Genomic DNA, 15,784 nt, shown 5'->3' with positions numbered 1-15,784 from the left:
GTCGTTCGCAGTAGTGCAGGAGCAAGGCAGGTCTGCATCGGCAACGCTGGTTGCAGTTCGGCCCAGAGCCTGATGAGCCCGAGCAACGAGCAGCCTCTGAACCCCTCCGCTGATGACGCCAAGGCCAGCAACGGTCGCTACCGCTTCCAGGCCGGCAAGCCCGTGGATCCCGATGACGGCTTGCATCCCGAGTTGCGCAGCAGCGCCTTCAACGACACCGCCGCCACGCCCGCCGTCGCCATTCCTGATAGCCCTGAGCAGTTGATTGCCATGCAGGAGAATAAGCCCGAGCGCCATGAGAAGCGCGCCGAACCCACCAGCCCCAAGGTGAGCCAGGTGATGGAGCTGATCGAGAAACTGGAGACCAATGCCTACGAGGATCAGCAGATCGCTTTGGCGCTCGTGCGGCACCTCGAGCAGTTCCACGACAACGTGGTGGAGGAGATGCAGGAGGACAGCGAGGCCAAGCACACCCAGATCGTGAGCTGGGCCATCGATGCCGACCGGTTGATGCGCTGCCGGATGCTGCTGGAGAGCGTCGACCTCGACTGAGCCAGCCATGCCCCCCCCTGATCTCGCCCAATGGCTGACTGAACTCGACCAGTGCCCAGCCAGCGCAGTAGAGCAACCGTTGATGCAGGAGCTGTATCAACAGAATCCCCTGTTCTTCACCGCACTCAGCCTGCGCCAACGCTGGCAGCTGCTGGTGGGTCTGCACATCACCCTGCTGGATTTCACGAGCGCCAGTTTCAGCCCATTGGGGCTCGAGGCCCAGCATCTGCCATTGCCGGTGCGCCATTTGAGGCTTCCCTTGTCACAAGTGTTGGATGCCCTGGTGAGTGCTGGCTTCGAACTCGATCAAGTGGCCTGGTCCGAGGAGCTCGATCTGGAGCTGAGCGAGCAGGAGGAGGCTGCCTGTGATCAGGTGCTCAGATCTCAGGAATCAGCGGTGCTGCAGCAGCAGTTGATCAGCCGGGGCCTGGCCTTCCTGGCCACATGCGACCTCCGCGAAACGGGCCTCACGTTCAACTGAGCACCGTCGTTCGCACGAGCAACACCTATCGCATCTGCGCCCCCCGGCAGGCTGGTCGTCATCAGACCCCAGAGAACCCCCACCCCTCAGTTCCATGGCCGAACGCCTGATTACCCCCACCCAACTCGCCCTGTTCAGCCGCAGCCCCGTGATTGGCGCCTGGTGGGAAGAGCTGAAGGCCCAAGGCTTGTTCAAGGAGCAACGGCCTGAGACGACCCCTCTGGATGATCTGCTGTTCAAGCAGGGCCATCAACACGAGGAGGTGTTGCTGGAGTGGCTGGAGGCTGAGGGCAAAGACGTTTACCGCCATCAGCCGGTTGAGAAGGAAGGCCCGCCGCAAGAGGAGGACTACGCCAAGACCAAAGACGCGATGCGCCAAGGCCGGCAGTACATCCACCAGGCAGCCCTGAAAAACGCAGAGATTCGCGGCTGGGCAGACCTTCTCGAACGCATCGAGAAACCATCAGCTCTCGGGGATTGGAGCTACATCCCGATCGAATGCAAGCTCTCCAGCCACCCCAAGCCCATCTACCTCGTGCAGGCCTGCGCCTACTGCGAACTGCTGGAGCCAATCCTGGGTGAGCGGCCCGAGCACTTCAAGCTTTACCTCGGAGGGCGTCGCTTTGAGTTGGGGGAGCACGGCTACCCAGTGGAGCGCTTCTGGAGCTGGTACGAACAGCTGCGCCAGCGCTACCGCAACTTCCGCGCCGCCTTTGATTCCAGCCAGGAACCAGACGATGAGCCTGGGGATCACGGCCAATGGGAGCCGTTTATTGAGGAACGCCTAAAGAAGAAGAGAGATGTGATCCTCGTTGCAGGTTTAAGCGGGAGTCAGCGCGACAAGCTCAAGAGAGCCGGCATTCACACCATTGAGCAGCTCGCTGCACTGCCAGAGCAGAGCCGCGTACCAGGCGTGAACTCCGACATCCTTCAACGTTTACGCGAGCAGGCCGCCATCCAGTTGGAGACCAGAGCAGATGATGAAAGGCCAGCCTTCCGGATGCGGCTCATCGAAGAGCAAGGGCGCGGCCTTGCCCTGCTTCCCAGCCCAGATGAAGGCGATATCTGGTTTGATATGGAGGGCTATCCCGATCCGATTAGGCGCAAGAAGCTCGAGTATCTCTTTGGTGCCTGCTATCGCGATCCCGCAGGTGACTTGAAGTTCATGCCCTGGTGGGCGCACAACATGGCGGAGGAAAAGCAGGCCTTCGACAGCTTTGTCCAGTGGATAGAACAACGCCGCTTACGGCATCCCAACCTTCACGTCTACCACTACGCCAGCTACGAGAAAACGGCCCTCGGGAATCTGGCGGCCTTGCATCAAATCCACGAACCATTGATGGACCAGTGGCGCGCCAAGGCCTGCTCCTGGGAGCCGAGAGCTATTCGATCAAGAAGGTGGAGCGCCTGTATCAGCCTCCGCGAGAAGGTGATGTTGAGACAGCTGCAGATTCTGTGGTGCAATACGCCGAGTGGCTGCGCTCAGGCGAGCCTTCCATCGCTGGTGATCTGCCGCATGGCAGTCCTCGCCTGCAAGCGATCGAGCTCTACAACCGTGACGACTGCATTTCGACAGCTCGCCTCCATGACTTTCTGATTGAGCAACATCGGAAGCTTCAGCTCGAGTTTCCATCGGCATCCAAGATGGACGATGCGAGTGCGAATGGCGCTCCGCTCGAAGATGCGGTCGAGGAATCGCCGCGCGCGAGGGCCAATCGAGAGGTGATCGAGTCATTGATGCGCTCTTCACAGACCCTGCTGGAAGAGCTGCCCGAACAGCATCGCGTCACCCCCGCTCCCATCCAGCCAGGAGAGGTGGACAGCCGCTTGCTTGCCCTCGGCGAGGCAGATGAAGCCGCTGGTCCTCGAGGCCTGAGCCTGCGCATCCAACGTCTGCTGAGCCAACTGCTGCCCTTTCATGTGCGGGAGCGCAAGGTGGAGTGGTGGGAATTCTTCGCGCGCTTGGAGCTGCCCCCGGAAGAGCGGCTCGATGATCCCGAAGTCATCGTCGCAGCCAAGCTCGAAGGAGTTGAACCCAGACAGCTTCCTAAAAGCCGCCAGCGGCTTCTGACCTACAGCTTTGATCGAGATCAGCCCCTCAAGTTGAACGATGGAGCTGGTTTGTCGCTTTATCTCACTGAAGCGGGAATTTCGCTTGACGCGGACCTTGATGAGGAGGCTGGATTAGTGATCCTGAAGCTGCCTGAGTCCAGGGAACAAAAACGCCTAAAGGCCGGTCTTTCGGTCTCGATTCCCGAGCAGAGCGATTTGGTGTTGTCCCCCCCAGATATCAGCCAACACCTCAGACCCCATCTGGCAGCCCAGGCTGCGAGATGGCTGGAGGGTGCGGATCTTCCTGCAGCCATGGTGCATCTCCTGGAGCGGCGGCGGATGCCGGAGCTGGAGCCGATCAATGCGCGCACCCGACGCGATCCCGCGAGCACCGCCTCTGATCTAGCTGGCTACCTTGCCAATGCTAATGGCGTGGCCCTTTCACTGCAAGGGCCTCCAGGTAGTGGCAAGACAACCGTCACTGCTGAGCTGATCGCGCAACTGACGGCCCAGGGGCTTCGTATCGCGGTGAGCTCAAACAGTCATCCGGCGATTAATCACCTGTTAAAGCAGTGTCAAAAGGCAGTTGATCGCCTTGGTGGCAAAGCCAGGGTTGTGAAGTGCATGGGCACATCTGCCCGTGTTGAGGATGAAGAGGCCTTCCGGGATAGCGCTGTGTGCTGTGCGTTGCAAAAGCAGCTGCGCCCGGAGATGGACGTTGTGGGTGGCACCGTCTTTGTTTTTGCCAAACACGATGACGCGCCGTTCGATCTCTTGGTGATCGATGAAGCCGGCCAGGTGTCCTTGGCCAACCTGCTGGCGATGGCCCGTTGCGCCCGCAACATCCTGGTGGTCGGTGATCAACAGCAGCTCAGTCAACCCATTCGTGCAGCCCACCCCGACGACAGCGGCCTCAGCTGCCTCGAGTACGTGATGTCAGGCCAGGCGGTGGTGCCACCCGATCGCGGTGTGTTCCTGGCCACCAGTTGGCGCATGCCCCCCGTACTGACAGGCGTGGTCTCAGAGCTGTTCTACGAAGGGCAGCTGCAGGCAAGCTCCGCCAACGAAGCCAACCGAATTCTGTGGAGCGGCCAGCATCAGGGTCTGGTCTTCAAGCCAGTGGAACACAAGGGCAACAGCACCGGCAGCGATGAGGAGGTGGTGGCTATCGCCATGTTGGTGGAGCAGCTACTCGGCAAGCCCTATCAGCGCGTCGAGATGCGCAACGGACAGATGACAACCGAAGACGGCGTCATTGCCCCCAACGACATCCTGATTACTGCCCCCTACAACATTCAAGTGAACCGTCTCAAGCGGGTGCTGGGAGAAAGGGCACGCATCGGCACTGTCGATAAGTTTCAGGGCCAGGAGGCACCGGTAGCCATCCATTCTCTGACTGCAAGCGATGGTGAGTCGGCGCCCAGGGGCCTGGACTTCCTGCTCGACCCCCACCGACTCAATGTGGCTATCAGTCGCGCTCAGTGTTTGTCCATCGTGGTTGGATCCCCCCATTTAGCCACCGGTATCAGCAACAGTATTAACAACGTGGAGCAACTCAATCGGCTTTGCCGACTGATGCAATCTCCGCAAGCCTGTGAAGGTAGGGGCTCAGTCGTTTGAGTTCATCGGGCATGTTCCCCGCCTCTGAGTCAATCGCAATACTGATCAGAGGTGCGTGCCCATCAGGGAACGTCATATTCCCTTCTTTCAACTCCTCATCAGGACATTGCTCGTTGTCATGCCTTGGGTCCCAGTCCAAGCCACAACCCAGCTCTAAGTGAATCGGCCGATTCCCCGGCCGTAACCGTCGTCCATAAGCGTAGCTCTCCTGCAGTTGCTCAGCTGAGAGCCAACAGGCTTCAACGTCCACTTCTGGCGAGACCCATGAAGGATAGGCCTGAGGGGTAACGCTATCGTGAGGGTTTGATGCTGCAGTCGCAGCAGCAGCTATGTCCAACTGCTCGGCTTGCGAAGCGTCGAGAGCATGCAACCAGCAGAAGGATTCGCCATCACTCCGCTGCTGATAGAGATCATTAAGACCTTCTATGCTGATCTCGTGATAGCCGTTCACGACTACCGGGCCTTCAACTTCAATGCCGCCAATCCTGCAGAGTTGATAGCGAATCGAGCACAGCGGCTCATCCTCTCCCTCCGGCCGCGCAACTGGAGGACCGGCATGCTGCGTGAGCCAGTCAACGAGATGATGCGAAGAGGCGACGAGTGATAGGTCACCCTGCTCAGAAAGCAGATCCCCTATTGTCGCAGCAACGATATGCTCCTTGTATTCCTCTGAACAATAAAGCAGGTCGGCTTCGGAGTGAAAGAGCAATGGAATCGTTTGCCCTTTAAAATCAACATTCAGGCAGTGCTCAACCAACTCGACGACTTCCTGATTGTCACCAGGCTCCCAGTCTTCTGATCTGTTGACAGCTGAATCATCCACCAGCCAGCAACTGTCCAGCGCCGCCTGCGCGGAGACAGCATCACATTTTGCGTGAACAAGCTGAACCAATGCCCGGGCAAGTGGGCAGAGAAATCGCAGGCTGGGATCCCCTTCGGCCAGGGATGACAGCACTGTGTGGTCGTCGATTGCAGCCGGGTCGCACAACAGCGCAGTGTTCAGCTCGATGAGCTGCTGGGGTGTCGGTACGGACATGGCCGGCCCTGGACTGTCTCAATCTTGATCGCATGCACAGGGTCCCGGCCGGTTGCCCGTCGTTCGCATGACAAACGCTTTCCATCCCAAGGATGGGTGGGACAGTGATCTCCAGCAGGCCAGCGAGCCCCGATGCGACTGATTCACACCGCCGATTGGCAGATCGGCAAGCCCTACGGCACGGTTGCCGACGAGCAGAAGCGCTTCCGCCTGCAGCAGGAGCGCATCAACGCTGTTGGCCGCATCCGTGACGTGGTGCGGCTGCAGAACGCCGAGCTGGTGCTGGTGGCAGGGGATCTCTTCGATTCACCCACGCCTGACACCACCGCGGTGTTGGAGGTGCTGGAGCTGATCGGCGAGATGGAGGTGCCGGTGCTGGTGATTCCCGGCAACCACGACCACGGCGCCCCCGGCAGCGTGTGGCACCGCGACGACTTTCAACGCCACCAGCGCACCAAGGCACCCAACCTGCAGTTGCTGTTGGAGCGCCAGCCGTTAGTGCTCGAATCAGCGGTGGTGCTGCCCTGTCCGCTGCTGCGCAACCAGGACAACACCGATCCCACCCAGTGGTTGCGTGGACTCGACTGGAGCTCCCTACCCACCGATCGGCCGCGCATCGTGCTCGCCCACGGCGGTGTGCATGGCTTTAGCGGGCGCAACTATGAGGGCGATGAGGAGGCTCAGGCCGGCGCCAACAACCAGATCGACCTGGCGGCGCTCCCAGTCGCCCAGATCGACTACATCGCCCTGGGCGACTGGCACAACCTCAAGCAGGTGTCCGAGCTGGCCTGGTACCCGGGCACACCCGAACCCGATCGCTTTGATCAGGGAGAGGACAACCAGCGCGGCCAGGTGTTGCTGGTGGATCTGCAGCGGGGCGCTCCAGCCGCCGTGACACCGCAGACCACCGGCCGGATTCAATGGCACAACCTCACGATGCGCTTCAGCGGCGATGGCGATCTCGATCGCTTTGATCGCCAACTTCAGGACTGCATCGCCGGCCGGGTGGCCCGGGATCTGCTGCGCCTCGAGGTGAGCGGCAGCCTCAGCCTCGCGGGCCATCGCCGCTACCAGCAGCGGCTCAACGACTTGCAGAACCAGTTGCTGCGCCTACGCATCAAAGGGGAGTGCCAACAGTCCCCCGAAGCCGCCGAACTCGAACAGCTCACCGCCCGCAGCGAAGACCCCTTGATCGCCCAGGTGGCCCAGCAGCTGCAGCAGCGCCTAGGCCGTGAGAGCGATCCCGACTCCGATGAAGCGAGCCGGATCCGCACCGCCCTCTGTGAACTCTTTCGCTTCACCACCACCCGCTGAATCGCCATGCGTCTCCTCAACTGCCAACTCCAGAACGTGCGTCTCCATGGCGACCTGGAGCTCAACTTCTCGCCCCGGCTCACCCTGATCGGTGGCCCCAATGAATCCGGCAAAAGCACCCTGGTGGAAGCGCTGCACCGGGCGCTGTTCCTCAAGGCAGCCGCCACGGGTGCGCCCGTGGAAGCCCTGCAGTCGCGCTTGCACATGGGTCAGCCCACGGTGCAGATCGGCTTTGAAGCCAAGGGCGATACCTGGTCCCTACGCAAACGCTTCAGCGGCAGCACCGGCCAAGTGAGCCTGCAGGCCGAGAGCACGGGCAGGCCGCTCACAGGGCCAGCCGCAGAAGACAAGCTGGCTCAACTGCTGGGCGTTGGAGAGATTGTCGGCAGTAAACAGGCAGGCACGGTGCTCCCCAGCCGCTGGGCCCACCTCTGGGTGCGGCAAGGGCTCTCGGGAGGCGATCCGCTCGCCAACGGCAAAAGCAACTACGACTTTGATCAGCTGCGCCTGCAGCTGGAGCGCAGTGGCGGCGCTGCCGTCCAACAGTCAGCCCTTGACCAGCTCGTGGAGCAGCGCATCGAGGCGGCGCTGGCTGAGAACTTCACCAGCAGAGGCACCAAGAGGAACTCGCCCTTGTTTGCCCGCGAAGAAGCCCTCACAACTGCCCAGGCGCGGCTGGATCTGGCGCTGTCTCGCCTCAGCGATTACGAAGAGGCGAGTGAGCAGCTGAGTGATCTCTGTGATGAGTTACAGCGCCTCCAATCCCAGGAACTGCCAGCCCTGTTGGAGCGCCAGAAAGGTCTGTTGGAGGGGGCGGAAGCGGCCGGTCGCCTCGATGCCGCGATCGAACTGGCGCACAAGGCCGTAGAGCCGATCCGGCTGCGCCATGAGGCCGCACGCGAAACGCTGCAGCAGCTGGATGATCTGCAAACGCAGATCGACGAGAAGCAAGCCTCGCTGACGACGCTGGAAGCCAACGCCGCAGGGGCCCAGGCGCGGGAAGCGGCGTTGGAGGCGGCTCAACAGCAACACAGCAAGAGCCTTGAGACCCTGAACCAGCAGCGCAAACGCCTGGAGCAGCGGCAGCACCTGTTGCTGCGCTTGGTGGATCGCACCAGCACCGCCGAGTCACTGCAGCGGATCACCAGTGAGCTGACCAAGCTGCAGCAGGACACCGCTCAGCGCCAGTCCCTGGATCAGCAGCTGGCTGGCTTGCCCAGCATCAGCAAGCAAGCGCTGCAAGAGCTGCGCGGCCTGGAACAACAGCTGCGCGACGCCCAGACCCGACAAGAGGCCATGGCCGCCGGGGTGAAGCTCCTCAAGGCCGACCAGCCCGTTCGCCTCGATGGCCAACCCTTGCAGGTGGGCGATGCGCAACGGCTCAGCTCGGTGTTCCAGCTGCAGGTGGGTGATGGCGTGGTTCTGGAGATCGCCCCTGGTGGTGGCCAGGCGCTCGAGGATCTGGAGCACACCGTGCAGAACGCCAAGGAGCAGCTGGCAACGCGGCTCAGCGCCCTCCAGGTCGCCAGCGTGGCGGCGGCTGAGGAACTCGTGGAGCAGCGCACCGGGCTGGAACAGCAGCTGGCAGCGTTGGGTTCCGCACCAGCCGATCTCGGTGAGCTGACGCGACAGAACGACACCCTGCGCCAGCGCCTCGCCGACCTCGATGCCGAGCTGCAGGAGCTGGAGGCGGTGCGCCTGGCGATGGAGCAGGAGCAGCCCCTACCCCAGGCCCTCAGTGGCCTGCAGGCCCTGCAGCAGCAGATCAACGCCACCAGCAAACACACCAGCGCCGCCGTGGGCGCAGCAGACACTGAGCTGGACGCCGCCCGTTCAGCCCTCCAGGAGTTTCAGAACCAGCGGATCAGCGAAGCGAGCGAGATCAAGGTGGTGCACGCTGAACTCAGCGACCGCCGGCAGCGGCTGGAGCAGCTGATCAGCCAGCAGGGCAACCGCGAGGCCGTGGCCGTCAAGCTGGCTTCTGAGGGGCAGGCACGCCAGCAGGCGGAGGCGCACCTGAGCCAGTTGCAGGCCGATCGCGCAGCCCTTGGCAGCCAGGACGCTGCAGCGGAGCAACAGCGACTGCAGGACGCGATCGATGCCCTGCAGCACAGGCAGGAGCAATTGCTGGATCAGCGCGGTGCAGCCAAACAACGCTGCGACACGATCAGCAGCGACGACCCCTTCGCAGCAGTGGAGCAAGCGCGCCTGCAGTTGGAAACCGCCGAGGCCGATCACCGTCAGCTCGTGCGGCTCACCAAAGCCCACGAACTGCTGCGGGAGCTGTTCCAGGAAGCCCAGGCAGATCTGTCCAGTCGCTACAGCGAACCCCTGGCCCGCGCCATCGGCGACTACCTCAAGCCGCTGGTGCCCGATGGCCAAGCCGCTCGCCTCGACTATGACCCGAGCAAAGGCTTCCAAGGCCTGCAACTCCGGCGCGGCCAGGAGTTCTACGATTTTGAAGCCCTTAGTGGCGGCATGCGGGAGCAGCTGGCGGCAGCCCTGCGGCTATCGATGGCAGATGTGCTCAAGGAGGCCCACGACGGCTGCTTGCCTCTGGTGTTCGATGACGCCTTCACTAACTCGGACTCCGATCGGGTCGACCTGGTGAAACGCATGCTCGGCACCGCCGTGGAGCGGGGCCTGCAGGTGATCCTGCTCACCTGTGACCCCAACGCCTATGGCTCCTTTGCGGATCAAGTGGTGGAGCTGGCCGGCAGCTAAGCCAGCAGCCAGGCTGGCCTGCTTCTTTAGCCTGGGAGGGATCGTTGCGCTGGGGCCATGGCGCCCAAGGACAACCTGTTCAGCCGGCTGCAGCACCTCGACCAGGCTGCCAGTGCTGAGCGCCAGGCGGCACGGCGCAGACGCCAGCAGCAGAGCACTGGCGAGATCCTGCAGACCTTCCTGGCCTACAAGCTCGACCACGCCACCGAGAAGATGGGGCTGGGTCTGGCCATTGGCGATTCACTTACCCTGCTGCACGAGCCCACCAACGAGTGGGATCCCAATGCCGTCAAGGTGTTCTGGAAGGAGCAGTGGATCGGCTACATCCCGAAGGACATGGCGGCGTTGATCGCTGCTGAAGTACCAGAAGCAGCAACGGGACTGGAGGCGGTGGTGACTGGACTCACCACCACCTCTCGCCGCGATGCTTTTCGGCTGCAGATTTCCATCCCCATTCCCAAGGCCAGCCGCCGCCTGCGGGAGCTCGGAGTCACGAGCACCTTTGCCTGGGATTTTGATCGCACCACCGGAGCCGACAAGCTGCGGCTCGTGATCAGTTGCACCGAAACCGCCTTTCGCGAACTGCAGGAGCTGCTGGCCGCCAGCTACGACGTCAGCAAGTGCGGCTACAGCTATTACCCCGCCCAGGACGGCCGCCACTACCCCTGGTATCTCAGCCTCACCGACAGCAGCGGCAAGGCCCCAGAAGACCCGGAGCAGGTCGAGAAGCTGATCCGCTCGCTCTTTGGAGTGCCCAGTGAATCCACACGCGGTCGCGAACGGCAAGAACGCCTCAAGGAGCTCGAGGACAAGCAAGAGGAGATCAACAAGCGGCTCGAAACCAGTCGTGCCGAAGAGCGCCGCCTCAGGCGCGAGTTTGATTTCAACAAGGCCGCCTGGGAACAGCGCGCCGAGAAGGCCCAGGCACAAGGCGATCAAGCCATCGAACTGGCGCAATCGGTCGAGGGTGAGCTGGGTCAGAAGCTCGATCTCAAAGAGCAGGAGCTGCAACTGGCTCTCGCTGAAAACAAGGCCCTCGAGGATCAGCTCGAACAGAGCACCAACGAGCTTGAGACGCTCAGACTGGAACTTGACTATTTCGAGCAAATTGCCCCTGCAGGAGCAGCTGGTGAGTTGAGCCAATCCACTTGGGGTGGCTCAGGCGTTGTGATTGCTGAACAGGAGCTGCGCAACCGTCTGTTGAGTGGGCTGCGCTCCGTTGCCGGAACCGCACGCCTCAAACCGCGGCAATGCCTTGAACTGGTGAGTGAAGAGCTCTGCCCCGGCCACCTTCTTGTGCTCGAGAGTGCCTGGAGCTCAGCCGATCAAGCCAAGGGGTTTGAACATGGTGACCAGCTATTCGAGCTGCTCTGGAACCTCGCCACCGCCTACCGCGCTCAGAAGCTGACTGGCGCACCCGACCGGATCGCCGGTCAAATCTTCGGTGGCAGCAGCTATGCCCCAAGGGAGTCGCAAACGATCGAAAGCAACACCCAGGCACGCCGTGCACGCACATTCACGTACCAAGGCAAAACCGTTGAGATGTGGCAACACCTCAAAATTGGCGCCAAGGATTCCGAAAACCGAACCATCCGCATCCACTTCTGCTGGGACGAACACCTGGCACAGGTGGTGATCGGCCATTGCGGCAAACATCTGTTTAATCCGAATCACTGATGACGCGCGGTCAGAGTGGACAACGAACGGTTGAACCCCTTTGGCCTTGACTCACGTCTGAGTCGGTGTGGGGCTTGCTCCGGGCCTCTCCAGTCTGAGGCCTTCCTGCGTCAGGCCTCCGCTGGGATCGGTCCCGTCGCTGCGCCGCTCTCGGCGCCGATTCAATGTCCATGCTCTCTGCTGCGGCTTCTCCCTTCTGCCGGCCAGAAGAGGATCCGTTCCTGCTGCTCGAATCCAGCCTCAAGGCGATCGAGCGGATCCTGCAGCTGCGGCGGGGGCTGCCGCTGCGCCGCACCTGGATCGAGCAGCCCTATGGCGAGGAGGAGATCACGATCCTGGAGGAGGAGGTGATCCCGGTGATCCAGCAGTGCCTGGCTCGCATCGATGAGCTCGATGAGCGGCTACTGGCCCAGCAGGAGCTGCTGCAGCGCTGCCAGCTGCAGATGGCCTGTTGCCCAGGCCCCGCCGGGAGCCCTCATCCCGGCATCCAGGTTGTTACTGCCAATCCACGGAAGGCATCAGCAACTCAGCTGCGTTGTTGAAACGCGCCGCTGCGGCACCTTCAGTCTGATTCCGGCTGTCAAGGCCATACAAGCGGTCCGATGTGTTCGTTGGCTGCGCTGACGCTCCGCATCGTGATGTGGTCCGGCCTTGACAGCCTCCATCAGCTCTACGGTGTCCTTCGCTGCGCTCACCGTGGCCCGCGATTTCTCCGTCTGGTCCTTCTCTGGTCTTGAGGAAGTTCTGTTCGATCTACAGATCTTCTATCCCGGCAATCAGCATCTGATCCGGTTGCTGCAGGCCGAGATCGACCGCCGAGAAGATGCCCAGCCCCGGCGGCCCGCGCTTTCGTGGGTGGAAGAGCTGCGGCTGCCCTTCTGAAGCCTCAGCTCAGCACGTACACATCACCGCTGGTCTGATCCAGATACAGGTCACCCGGAATCGCTCCAGGCACAGTGGTGGGTGCGCCACTACCGGTGAACCAGCCGGTGCCGCGGCTGCCCTGGGCTCCCGCTGGTCCCTCCACACCCTGCAGGCCCTGGGGGCCGGCTTCCCCTTGGATGCCTTGCGGTCCCTGCGGGCCGGCGATGCCCTGGGGTCCCTGGATCGAGCCTCCATCCACCCAGATGCTGCTGATGGCATCCCAGACGCGGAAGGAGTCATCCGCCTGCACGATGTAGGCATCGCCCTGGGCGGCATCGGCGGGCAGCTCGGCTTCTGTTGCGACCTGGCCGCGGAAGTTGATGCCCAGGCCTGGTGCACCCTGGATACCCTGCTGGCCCTGAACTCCTTCCGGCCCTGCAGGTCCCTGCGCACCAGCGGGGCCCTCCGCTCCCTGGGGGCCCTGCGCCCCATCTGCGCCAGGCAGACCCTGTACGCCTTGGGGGCCCTGGGCGCCGGGATCACCCAGAGGCCCCTTCAGCGAACCAGACAGCATCCAGGCCATGGAGAGGCGGGCCTGCAGCCCGGCGCATGTTCAGCAGCTATTGCCGAGGGCACAGCCCATCGCGCGCCATAACGGCCCCCTTCCGATGGTGGCGTTACAGAAGGATGAAGGCGTTGCCATTGCCACTGGTATTGAAGGCTGGTGATGCTGGTGTTGATGACGAACCGTTCTCGTAGTCAATAAAGCCTCCACGGCTAGCGTTCAGGCAGAGGCCTGTGGTATTTGAGAACGAGGCTGACTTGGCATTCACCCGTCCTCCTCTGCAGGTAATCCCCTGATTGCAGTCGATAAAGCGCGAGGCGTAAACCAAGGCCTGGGCGTTATCCACGACCAGAGCAGTGTTGGAGCATCGCTCAAATCGCAGTTGATCAACCGTCAGAAGTGCACCCTCCATCACGCTGGCGCCAATCGGGGTGTCCGTGATGTCATTGGAGAACCCTGAGAAGCTGCCTCCGGTCATTCGCAATCCAGCATCTGAGCAGTGACTAAAGCGCGATGCGGTCAAATTCAGGCTGCCGCCATAGAGCTGCACACCTGTTTTGACGGTGTCAACCATCAGCCCACCGCTGATACGACCCGCATGCAGCGCCAGCGCATCACCGCTGAGGCTTTGCAGGCTTGTGCTGTAGCACTCCAGGCTTGCAGCATCGAGCACACTGATGCCCCGGTCGCCATATTGAAGGCGTAAATCGGCAGCGAAAAGCACCGCTGAACCCTTGAGGTTGAGGGCGCGTTCGGTGTTCGTGATCAAGCAACCGATCAAAGAAGAATTGCCGGCACTGGCAAACACACCCTGATAGCAATTGCTGATCGAGAGGCCACCGCTCGAGAAGGAGCCAGCGCCTTGAATCGCGGCGCTCCAGTTGTGCAGAGCAAAATCACCGCTGGGGGCAAGACTGATGGCGGTATTGCTGGCCAGCTCAACGCCAACCTGTGAACGGCTGCCGATCAGCAGAAGCTTCTCCAGCGTGATGCCGCTGCCCAATCGCAGCTGCAGCCCTGTCGTCTGTGGGAAGCAGAGGCGGGTGTTGTAGTAGCCCTTGAGCACCGCCTCATTGGCGGCAGCTGATTCCGGTGTGTAGGCCTGGGCATTTAGTCCGCTGAGCTGCGTGGCATCGGGCTTGCTACCGCTCACCGTGCCGCCGCTGAGGGTGATCCGGGCGCCAGAGGGGTGATCAAGTCGCAACGGCTCCACCAAGGTGTAGTCACCATCAGCAATGTGGACGGTCGCCGTGCGATCTGGCGGAATCAAAAATCCCCAGAGCTCCTCCATTGCCCTCTGGGGTGTAGCCCAGGGGTTGGTCTGGCTGCCGTCGCCCTCGCTGTCGCTGCCATCTGGGGCGACATAGAGATCCAGATCGCTGCCTGGGATGCGAGAGAACGGCCCAGTTGGCCCCTGTGGTCCTTGGGGACCGGTGATGTTCTGGGTCTTGATCCAAGGCATGGCAATTAGCGCTCTCAGTTGGTGATCAGCTCTGTGGGCTGGCAGCTGCCAGCAGGTTCACCTGATCGCGCAGCAGCGCCAGCTCAGCGCTCAACCCAACTACCGCTGCACTCAAGTCGTCAAAAAGAGCCTTGGCGGCGTAGTGGCTGTCGCCGTAGTCCTTTCGAATCAGATGCTGCTCTGCCGTTGGCATTCCTGCTGAGATCGTTCCATCACCGTTGAAGAGGATCGAACCCGACGTCGGGGGCCTCAGGATCAGATTGCCGTTGAAGTGATAAAGGTAAAAGTCTGTGCCGTTAAAGGTCGATGGCGAGCCCGTACCACTGAATCGCAGCGGCCCGGTCATGCTGTCACCTGCTTTTTTGAGGCAGCTGCTCAAATCAGCGCTGGGGATATTGGCGATCGATGTGTCGACGTAGGTCTTGTTGGTGAGATGCGAGCCCGATGTAGGGGCAGCGCTTGCAAGAACCTGGCCGGTGTTTTCAAAGGCGATGTTGGGTCCGCCCGGTGCCACATGGAACAGGGTCTTGGCGTTGTTCTGGTAGACATACCAATCGGTGCCATTGAAGGTGGACGGGTTGGTCGCCACCGAAAATCGCAGCGGGCCGGCCATGTTGTCTCCCGCTGTCTGCACGTAGGTGCCTGAAGCGTTGGCCGACAGCAGTCCATCGGCTGTGATCGAGAGGCCGCTGCCAATCTTGATCCCACCGAGGCGGCTGGAGGTTGCGATCGGCAGGGCATAGGCCGCAGGCGCCGGTGTGAAGAGCAGCCCATCGCTACCCAGCCGAGAGCTGTTGCCGCCGTCCGCCGATACCGCCGTGGGGCCTTTGAGGTTGCCGCCTTTGATCCACGGCATGGCTCAGGCCTCCAGCACGTAAAAGTCACCGCTGCGGCTATCGAGGTATTAGTCACCCGGCCGTGCCTCCGGCAGATCCGCCGGCGGGCCGTCGCCGCTCCACCAGCGGCTGCCGCTACCACTGCCACTGCCGGTTGGGATGGTCCAGAGGCCATCGGCCCGTAGGTACGCGTCGCTGGAGCCATCGCTGGGCGGCACACCACCTGCGCTGCTGCCGCCGCCCCAGCTGCGCAGGCTCCACTGCTGTGAGCGGCTGCCGTCGTAGCTCTGGCCCACCAGACCTGCCCCTGGGATCAGGGGCTGCAGGGCGCCAGGTTCAGGTGTGTTGCCACCAGGCGGCAGCGCTGGATCGGGCTGCCAGATTGCGCAGCCCGCCAGGCTCACCAATAGCGATGCGCTGATGCCGCTACCGCTCAGCTCTGCGGTAATCGTGTAATCGCCGCGGCTGCTGTAGCCATGGCGCAGGTGGGCATTGCCGCTGCTGGCGAGCCAGGGGCTGGTCTCCACGGCGCCATCACCCCAGTTCACCGTCACCGCATTGGGTGGGGTCTGGCGGGGGTTGAGCACCAGCTCCACCCAGA

Annotated in this window: 13 protein-coding genes and 2 pseudogenes; 10 read left to right on the top strand and 5 right to left on the bottom strand. The window is 62.1% G+C overall.

Annotated elements, in window-relative coordinates; all coding sequences use genetic code 11:
• The first annotated feature begins 72 nt into the window (after positions 1-72).
• The 5 genes and pseudogenes from ACIQ2E_RS00270 (at position 73) to ACIQ2E_RS00250 (ending at position 4,705) form a co-directional block, all read left to right on the top strand.
• Positions 73-552, top strand: a complete 480-nt coding sequence (locus ACIQ2E_RS00270; protein ID WP_398324481.1) for a hypothetical protein — start codon at positions 73-75, stop codon at positions 550-552.
• 7 nt (positions 553-559) lie between these two features.
• A complete protein-coding gene (locus ACIQ2E_RS00265; RefSeq protein ID WP_398324478.1) occupies positions 560-1,033 on the top strand; it encodes a hypothetical protein in 474 nt (157 codons plus the stop codon).
• A 94-nt stretch (positions 1,034-1,127) separates the two neighbouring features.
• Positions 1,128-2,309, top strand: a pseudogene (locus ACIQ2E_RS00260) (TM0106 family RecB-like putative nuclease); the annotation flags it as partial.
• A pseudogene (locus ACIQ2E_RS00255) lies at positions 2,207-2,569 on the top strand (hypothetical protein); the annotation flags it as partial. The pseudogenes ACIQ2E_RS00260 and ACIQ2E_RS00255, both read left to right, overlap by 103 nt.
• Positions 2,570-2,770: 201 nt before the next feature.
• Positions 2,771-4,705 carry a DEAD/DEAH box helicase gene (locus tag ACIQ2E_RS00250; RefSeq protein WP_398324551.1) on the top strand — a complete coding sequence of 645 codons (1,935 nt, stop codon included), beginning with the start codon at positions 2,771-2,773 and terminating at the stop codon, positions 4,703-4,705.
• On the opposite strand, the gene ACIQ2E_RS00245 is transcribed toward ACIQ2E_RS00250, so the two are convergent.
• Positions 4,641-5,741, bottom strand: coding sequence for a hypothetical protein (locus ACIQ2E_RS00245; protein ID WP_398324476.1), 1,101 nt, complete (start codon positions 5,739-5,741; stop codon positions 4,641-4,643). The genes ACIQ2E_RS00250 and ACIQ2E_RS00245 overlap by 65 nt on opposite strands.
• Positions 5,742-5,873: 132 nt before the next feature.
• Here ACIQ2E_RS00245 and ACIQ2E_RS00240 point away from each other — a divergent pair, with 132 nt between their 5' ends.
• From ACIQ2E_RS00240 to ACIQ2E_RS00220, 5 genes are all read left to right on the top strand, one after another.
• Entirely contained in the window at positions 5,874-7,055 is a 1,182-nt protein-coding gene (locus ACIQ2E_RS00240) for an exonuclease SbcCD subunit D (RefSeq protein ID WP_398324473.1), read from the top strand.
• Positions 7,056-7,061: 6 nt separating this feature from the next.
• Positions 7,062-9,779, top strand: a complete 2,718-nt coding sequence (locus tag ACIQ2E_RS00235; protein WP_398324471.1) for an AAA family ATPase — start codon at positions 7,062-7,064, stop codon at positions 9,777-9,779.
• A gap of 57 nt (positions 9,780-9,836) precedes the next feature.
• Positions 9,837-11,456: an HIRAN domain-containing protein gene (locus tag ACIQ2E_RS00230; protein WP_398324468.1), complete on the top strand. Its 1,620-nt coding sequence runs from the start codon at positions 9,837-9,839 to the stop codon at positions 11,454-11,456.
• A 164-nt stretch (positions 11,457-11,620) separates the two neighbouring features.
• Entirely contained in the window at positions 11,621-11,998 is a 378-nt protein-coding gene (locus ACIQ2E_RS00225; protein WP_398324465.1) for a hypothetical protein, read from the top strand.
• Positions 11,999-12,131: 133 nt separating this feature from the next.
• Complete coding sequence (locus ACIQ2E_RS00220; protein WP_398324463.1) at positions 12,132-12,338, top strand: hypothetical protein; 207 nt, start codon at positions 12,132-12,134, stop codon at positions 12,336-12,338.
• A gap of 4 nt (positions 12,339-12,342) precedes the next feature.
• On the opposite strand, the gene ACIQ2E_RS00215 is transcribed toward ACIQ2E_RS00220, so the two are convergent.
• The 4 genes from ACIQ2E_RS00215 to ACIQ2E_RS00200 form a co-directional block, all read right to left on the bottom strand.
• The gene (locus tag ACIQ2E_RS00215) at positions 12,343-12,903 is read right to left on the bottom strand and encodes a hypothetical protein (RefSeq protein ID WP_398324460.1); all 561 of its coding nucleotides are present in this window, start codon (positions 12,901-12,903) and stop codon (positions 12,343-12,345) included.
• A 94-nt stretch (positions 12,904-12,997) separates the two neighbouring features.
• The gene (locus ACIQ2E_RS00210; RefSeq protein WP_398324459.1) at positions 12,998-14,347 is read right to left on the bottom strand and encodes a right-handed parallel beta-helix repeat-containing protein; all 1,350 of its coding nucleotides are present in this window, start codon (positions 14,345-14,347) and stop codon (positions 12,998-13,000) included.
• A gap of 25 nt (positions 14,348-14,372) precedes the next feature.
• Positions 14,373-15,203, bottom strand: a complete 831-nt coding sequence (locus tag ACIQ2E_RS00205) for a hypothetical protein (RefSeq protein WP_398324456.1) — start codon at positions 15,201-15,203, stop codon at positions 14,373-14,375.
• Positions 15,204-15,251: 48 nt separating this feature from the next.
• Positions 15,252-15,784, bottom strand: a 533-nt coding sequence (locus ACIQ2E_RS00200) for a hypothetical protein (protein WP_398324454.1), incomplete at its 5' end; no start/stop codon positions are given.

This window comes from Vulcanococcus sp. (assembly GCF_044369115.1).
Classification (GTDB): Bacteria; Cyanobacteriota; Cyanobacteriia; order PCC-6307; family Cyanobiaceae; genus Vulcanococcus.
Note: the sequence above shows the minus strand (reverse complement) of the source record. Positions and strands in the feature narration are given on the sequence as shown.

Coding starts and splice junctions, on each gene's coding strand:
- ACIQ2E_RS00240 (WP_398324473.1), top strand. CDS start 5,874: ATGCGACTGATTCACACCGCCGATTGGCAGATCGGCAAGCCCTACGGC.
- ACIQ2E_RS00250 (WP_398324551.1), top strand. CDS start 2,771: ATGCGCTCTTCACAGACCCTGCTGGAAGAGCTGCCCGAACAGCATCGC.
- ACIQ2E_RS00265 (WP_398324478.1), top strand. CDS start 560: ATGCCCCCCCCTGATCTCGCCCAATGGCTGACTGAACTCGACCAGTGC.
- ACIQ2E_RS00210 (WP_398324459.1), bottom strand. CDS start 14,347: ATGCCTTGGATCAAGACCCAGAACATCACCGGTCCCCAAGGACCACAG.
- ACIQ2E_RS00205 (WP_398324456.1), bottom strand. CDS start 15,203: ATGCCGTGGATCAAAGGCGGCAACCTCAAAGGCCCCACGGCGGTATCG.
- ACIQ2E_RS00225 (WP_398324465.1), top strand. CDS start 11,621: ATGTCCATGCTCTCTGCTGCGGCTTCTCCCTTCTGCCGGCCAGAAGAG.
- ACIQ2E_RS00235 (WP_398324471.1), top strand. CDS start 7,062: ATGCGTCTCCTCAACTGCCAACTCCAGAACGTGCGTCTCCATGGCGAC.
- ACIQ2E_RS00230 (WP_398324468.1), top strand. CDS start 9,837: ATGGCGCCCAAGGACAACCTGTTCAGCCGGCTGCAGCACCTCGACCAG.
- ACIQ2E_RS00245 (WP_398324476.1), bottom strand. CDS start 5,741: ATGTCCGTACCGACACCCCAGCAGCTCATCGAGCTGAACACTGCGCTG.
- ACIQ2E_RS00270 (WP_398324481.1), top strand. CDS start 73: ATGAGCCCGAGCAACGAGCAGCCTCTGAACCCCTCCGCTGATGACGCC.
- ACIQ2E_RS00215 (WP_398324460.1), bottom strand. CDS start 12,903: ATGGCCTGGATGCTGTCTGGTTCGCTGAAGGGGCCTCTGGGTGATCCC.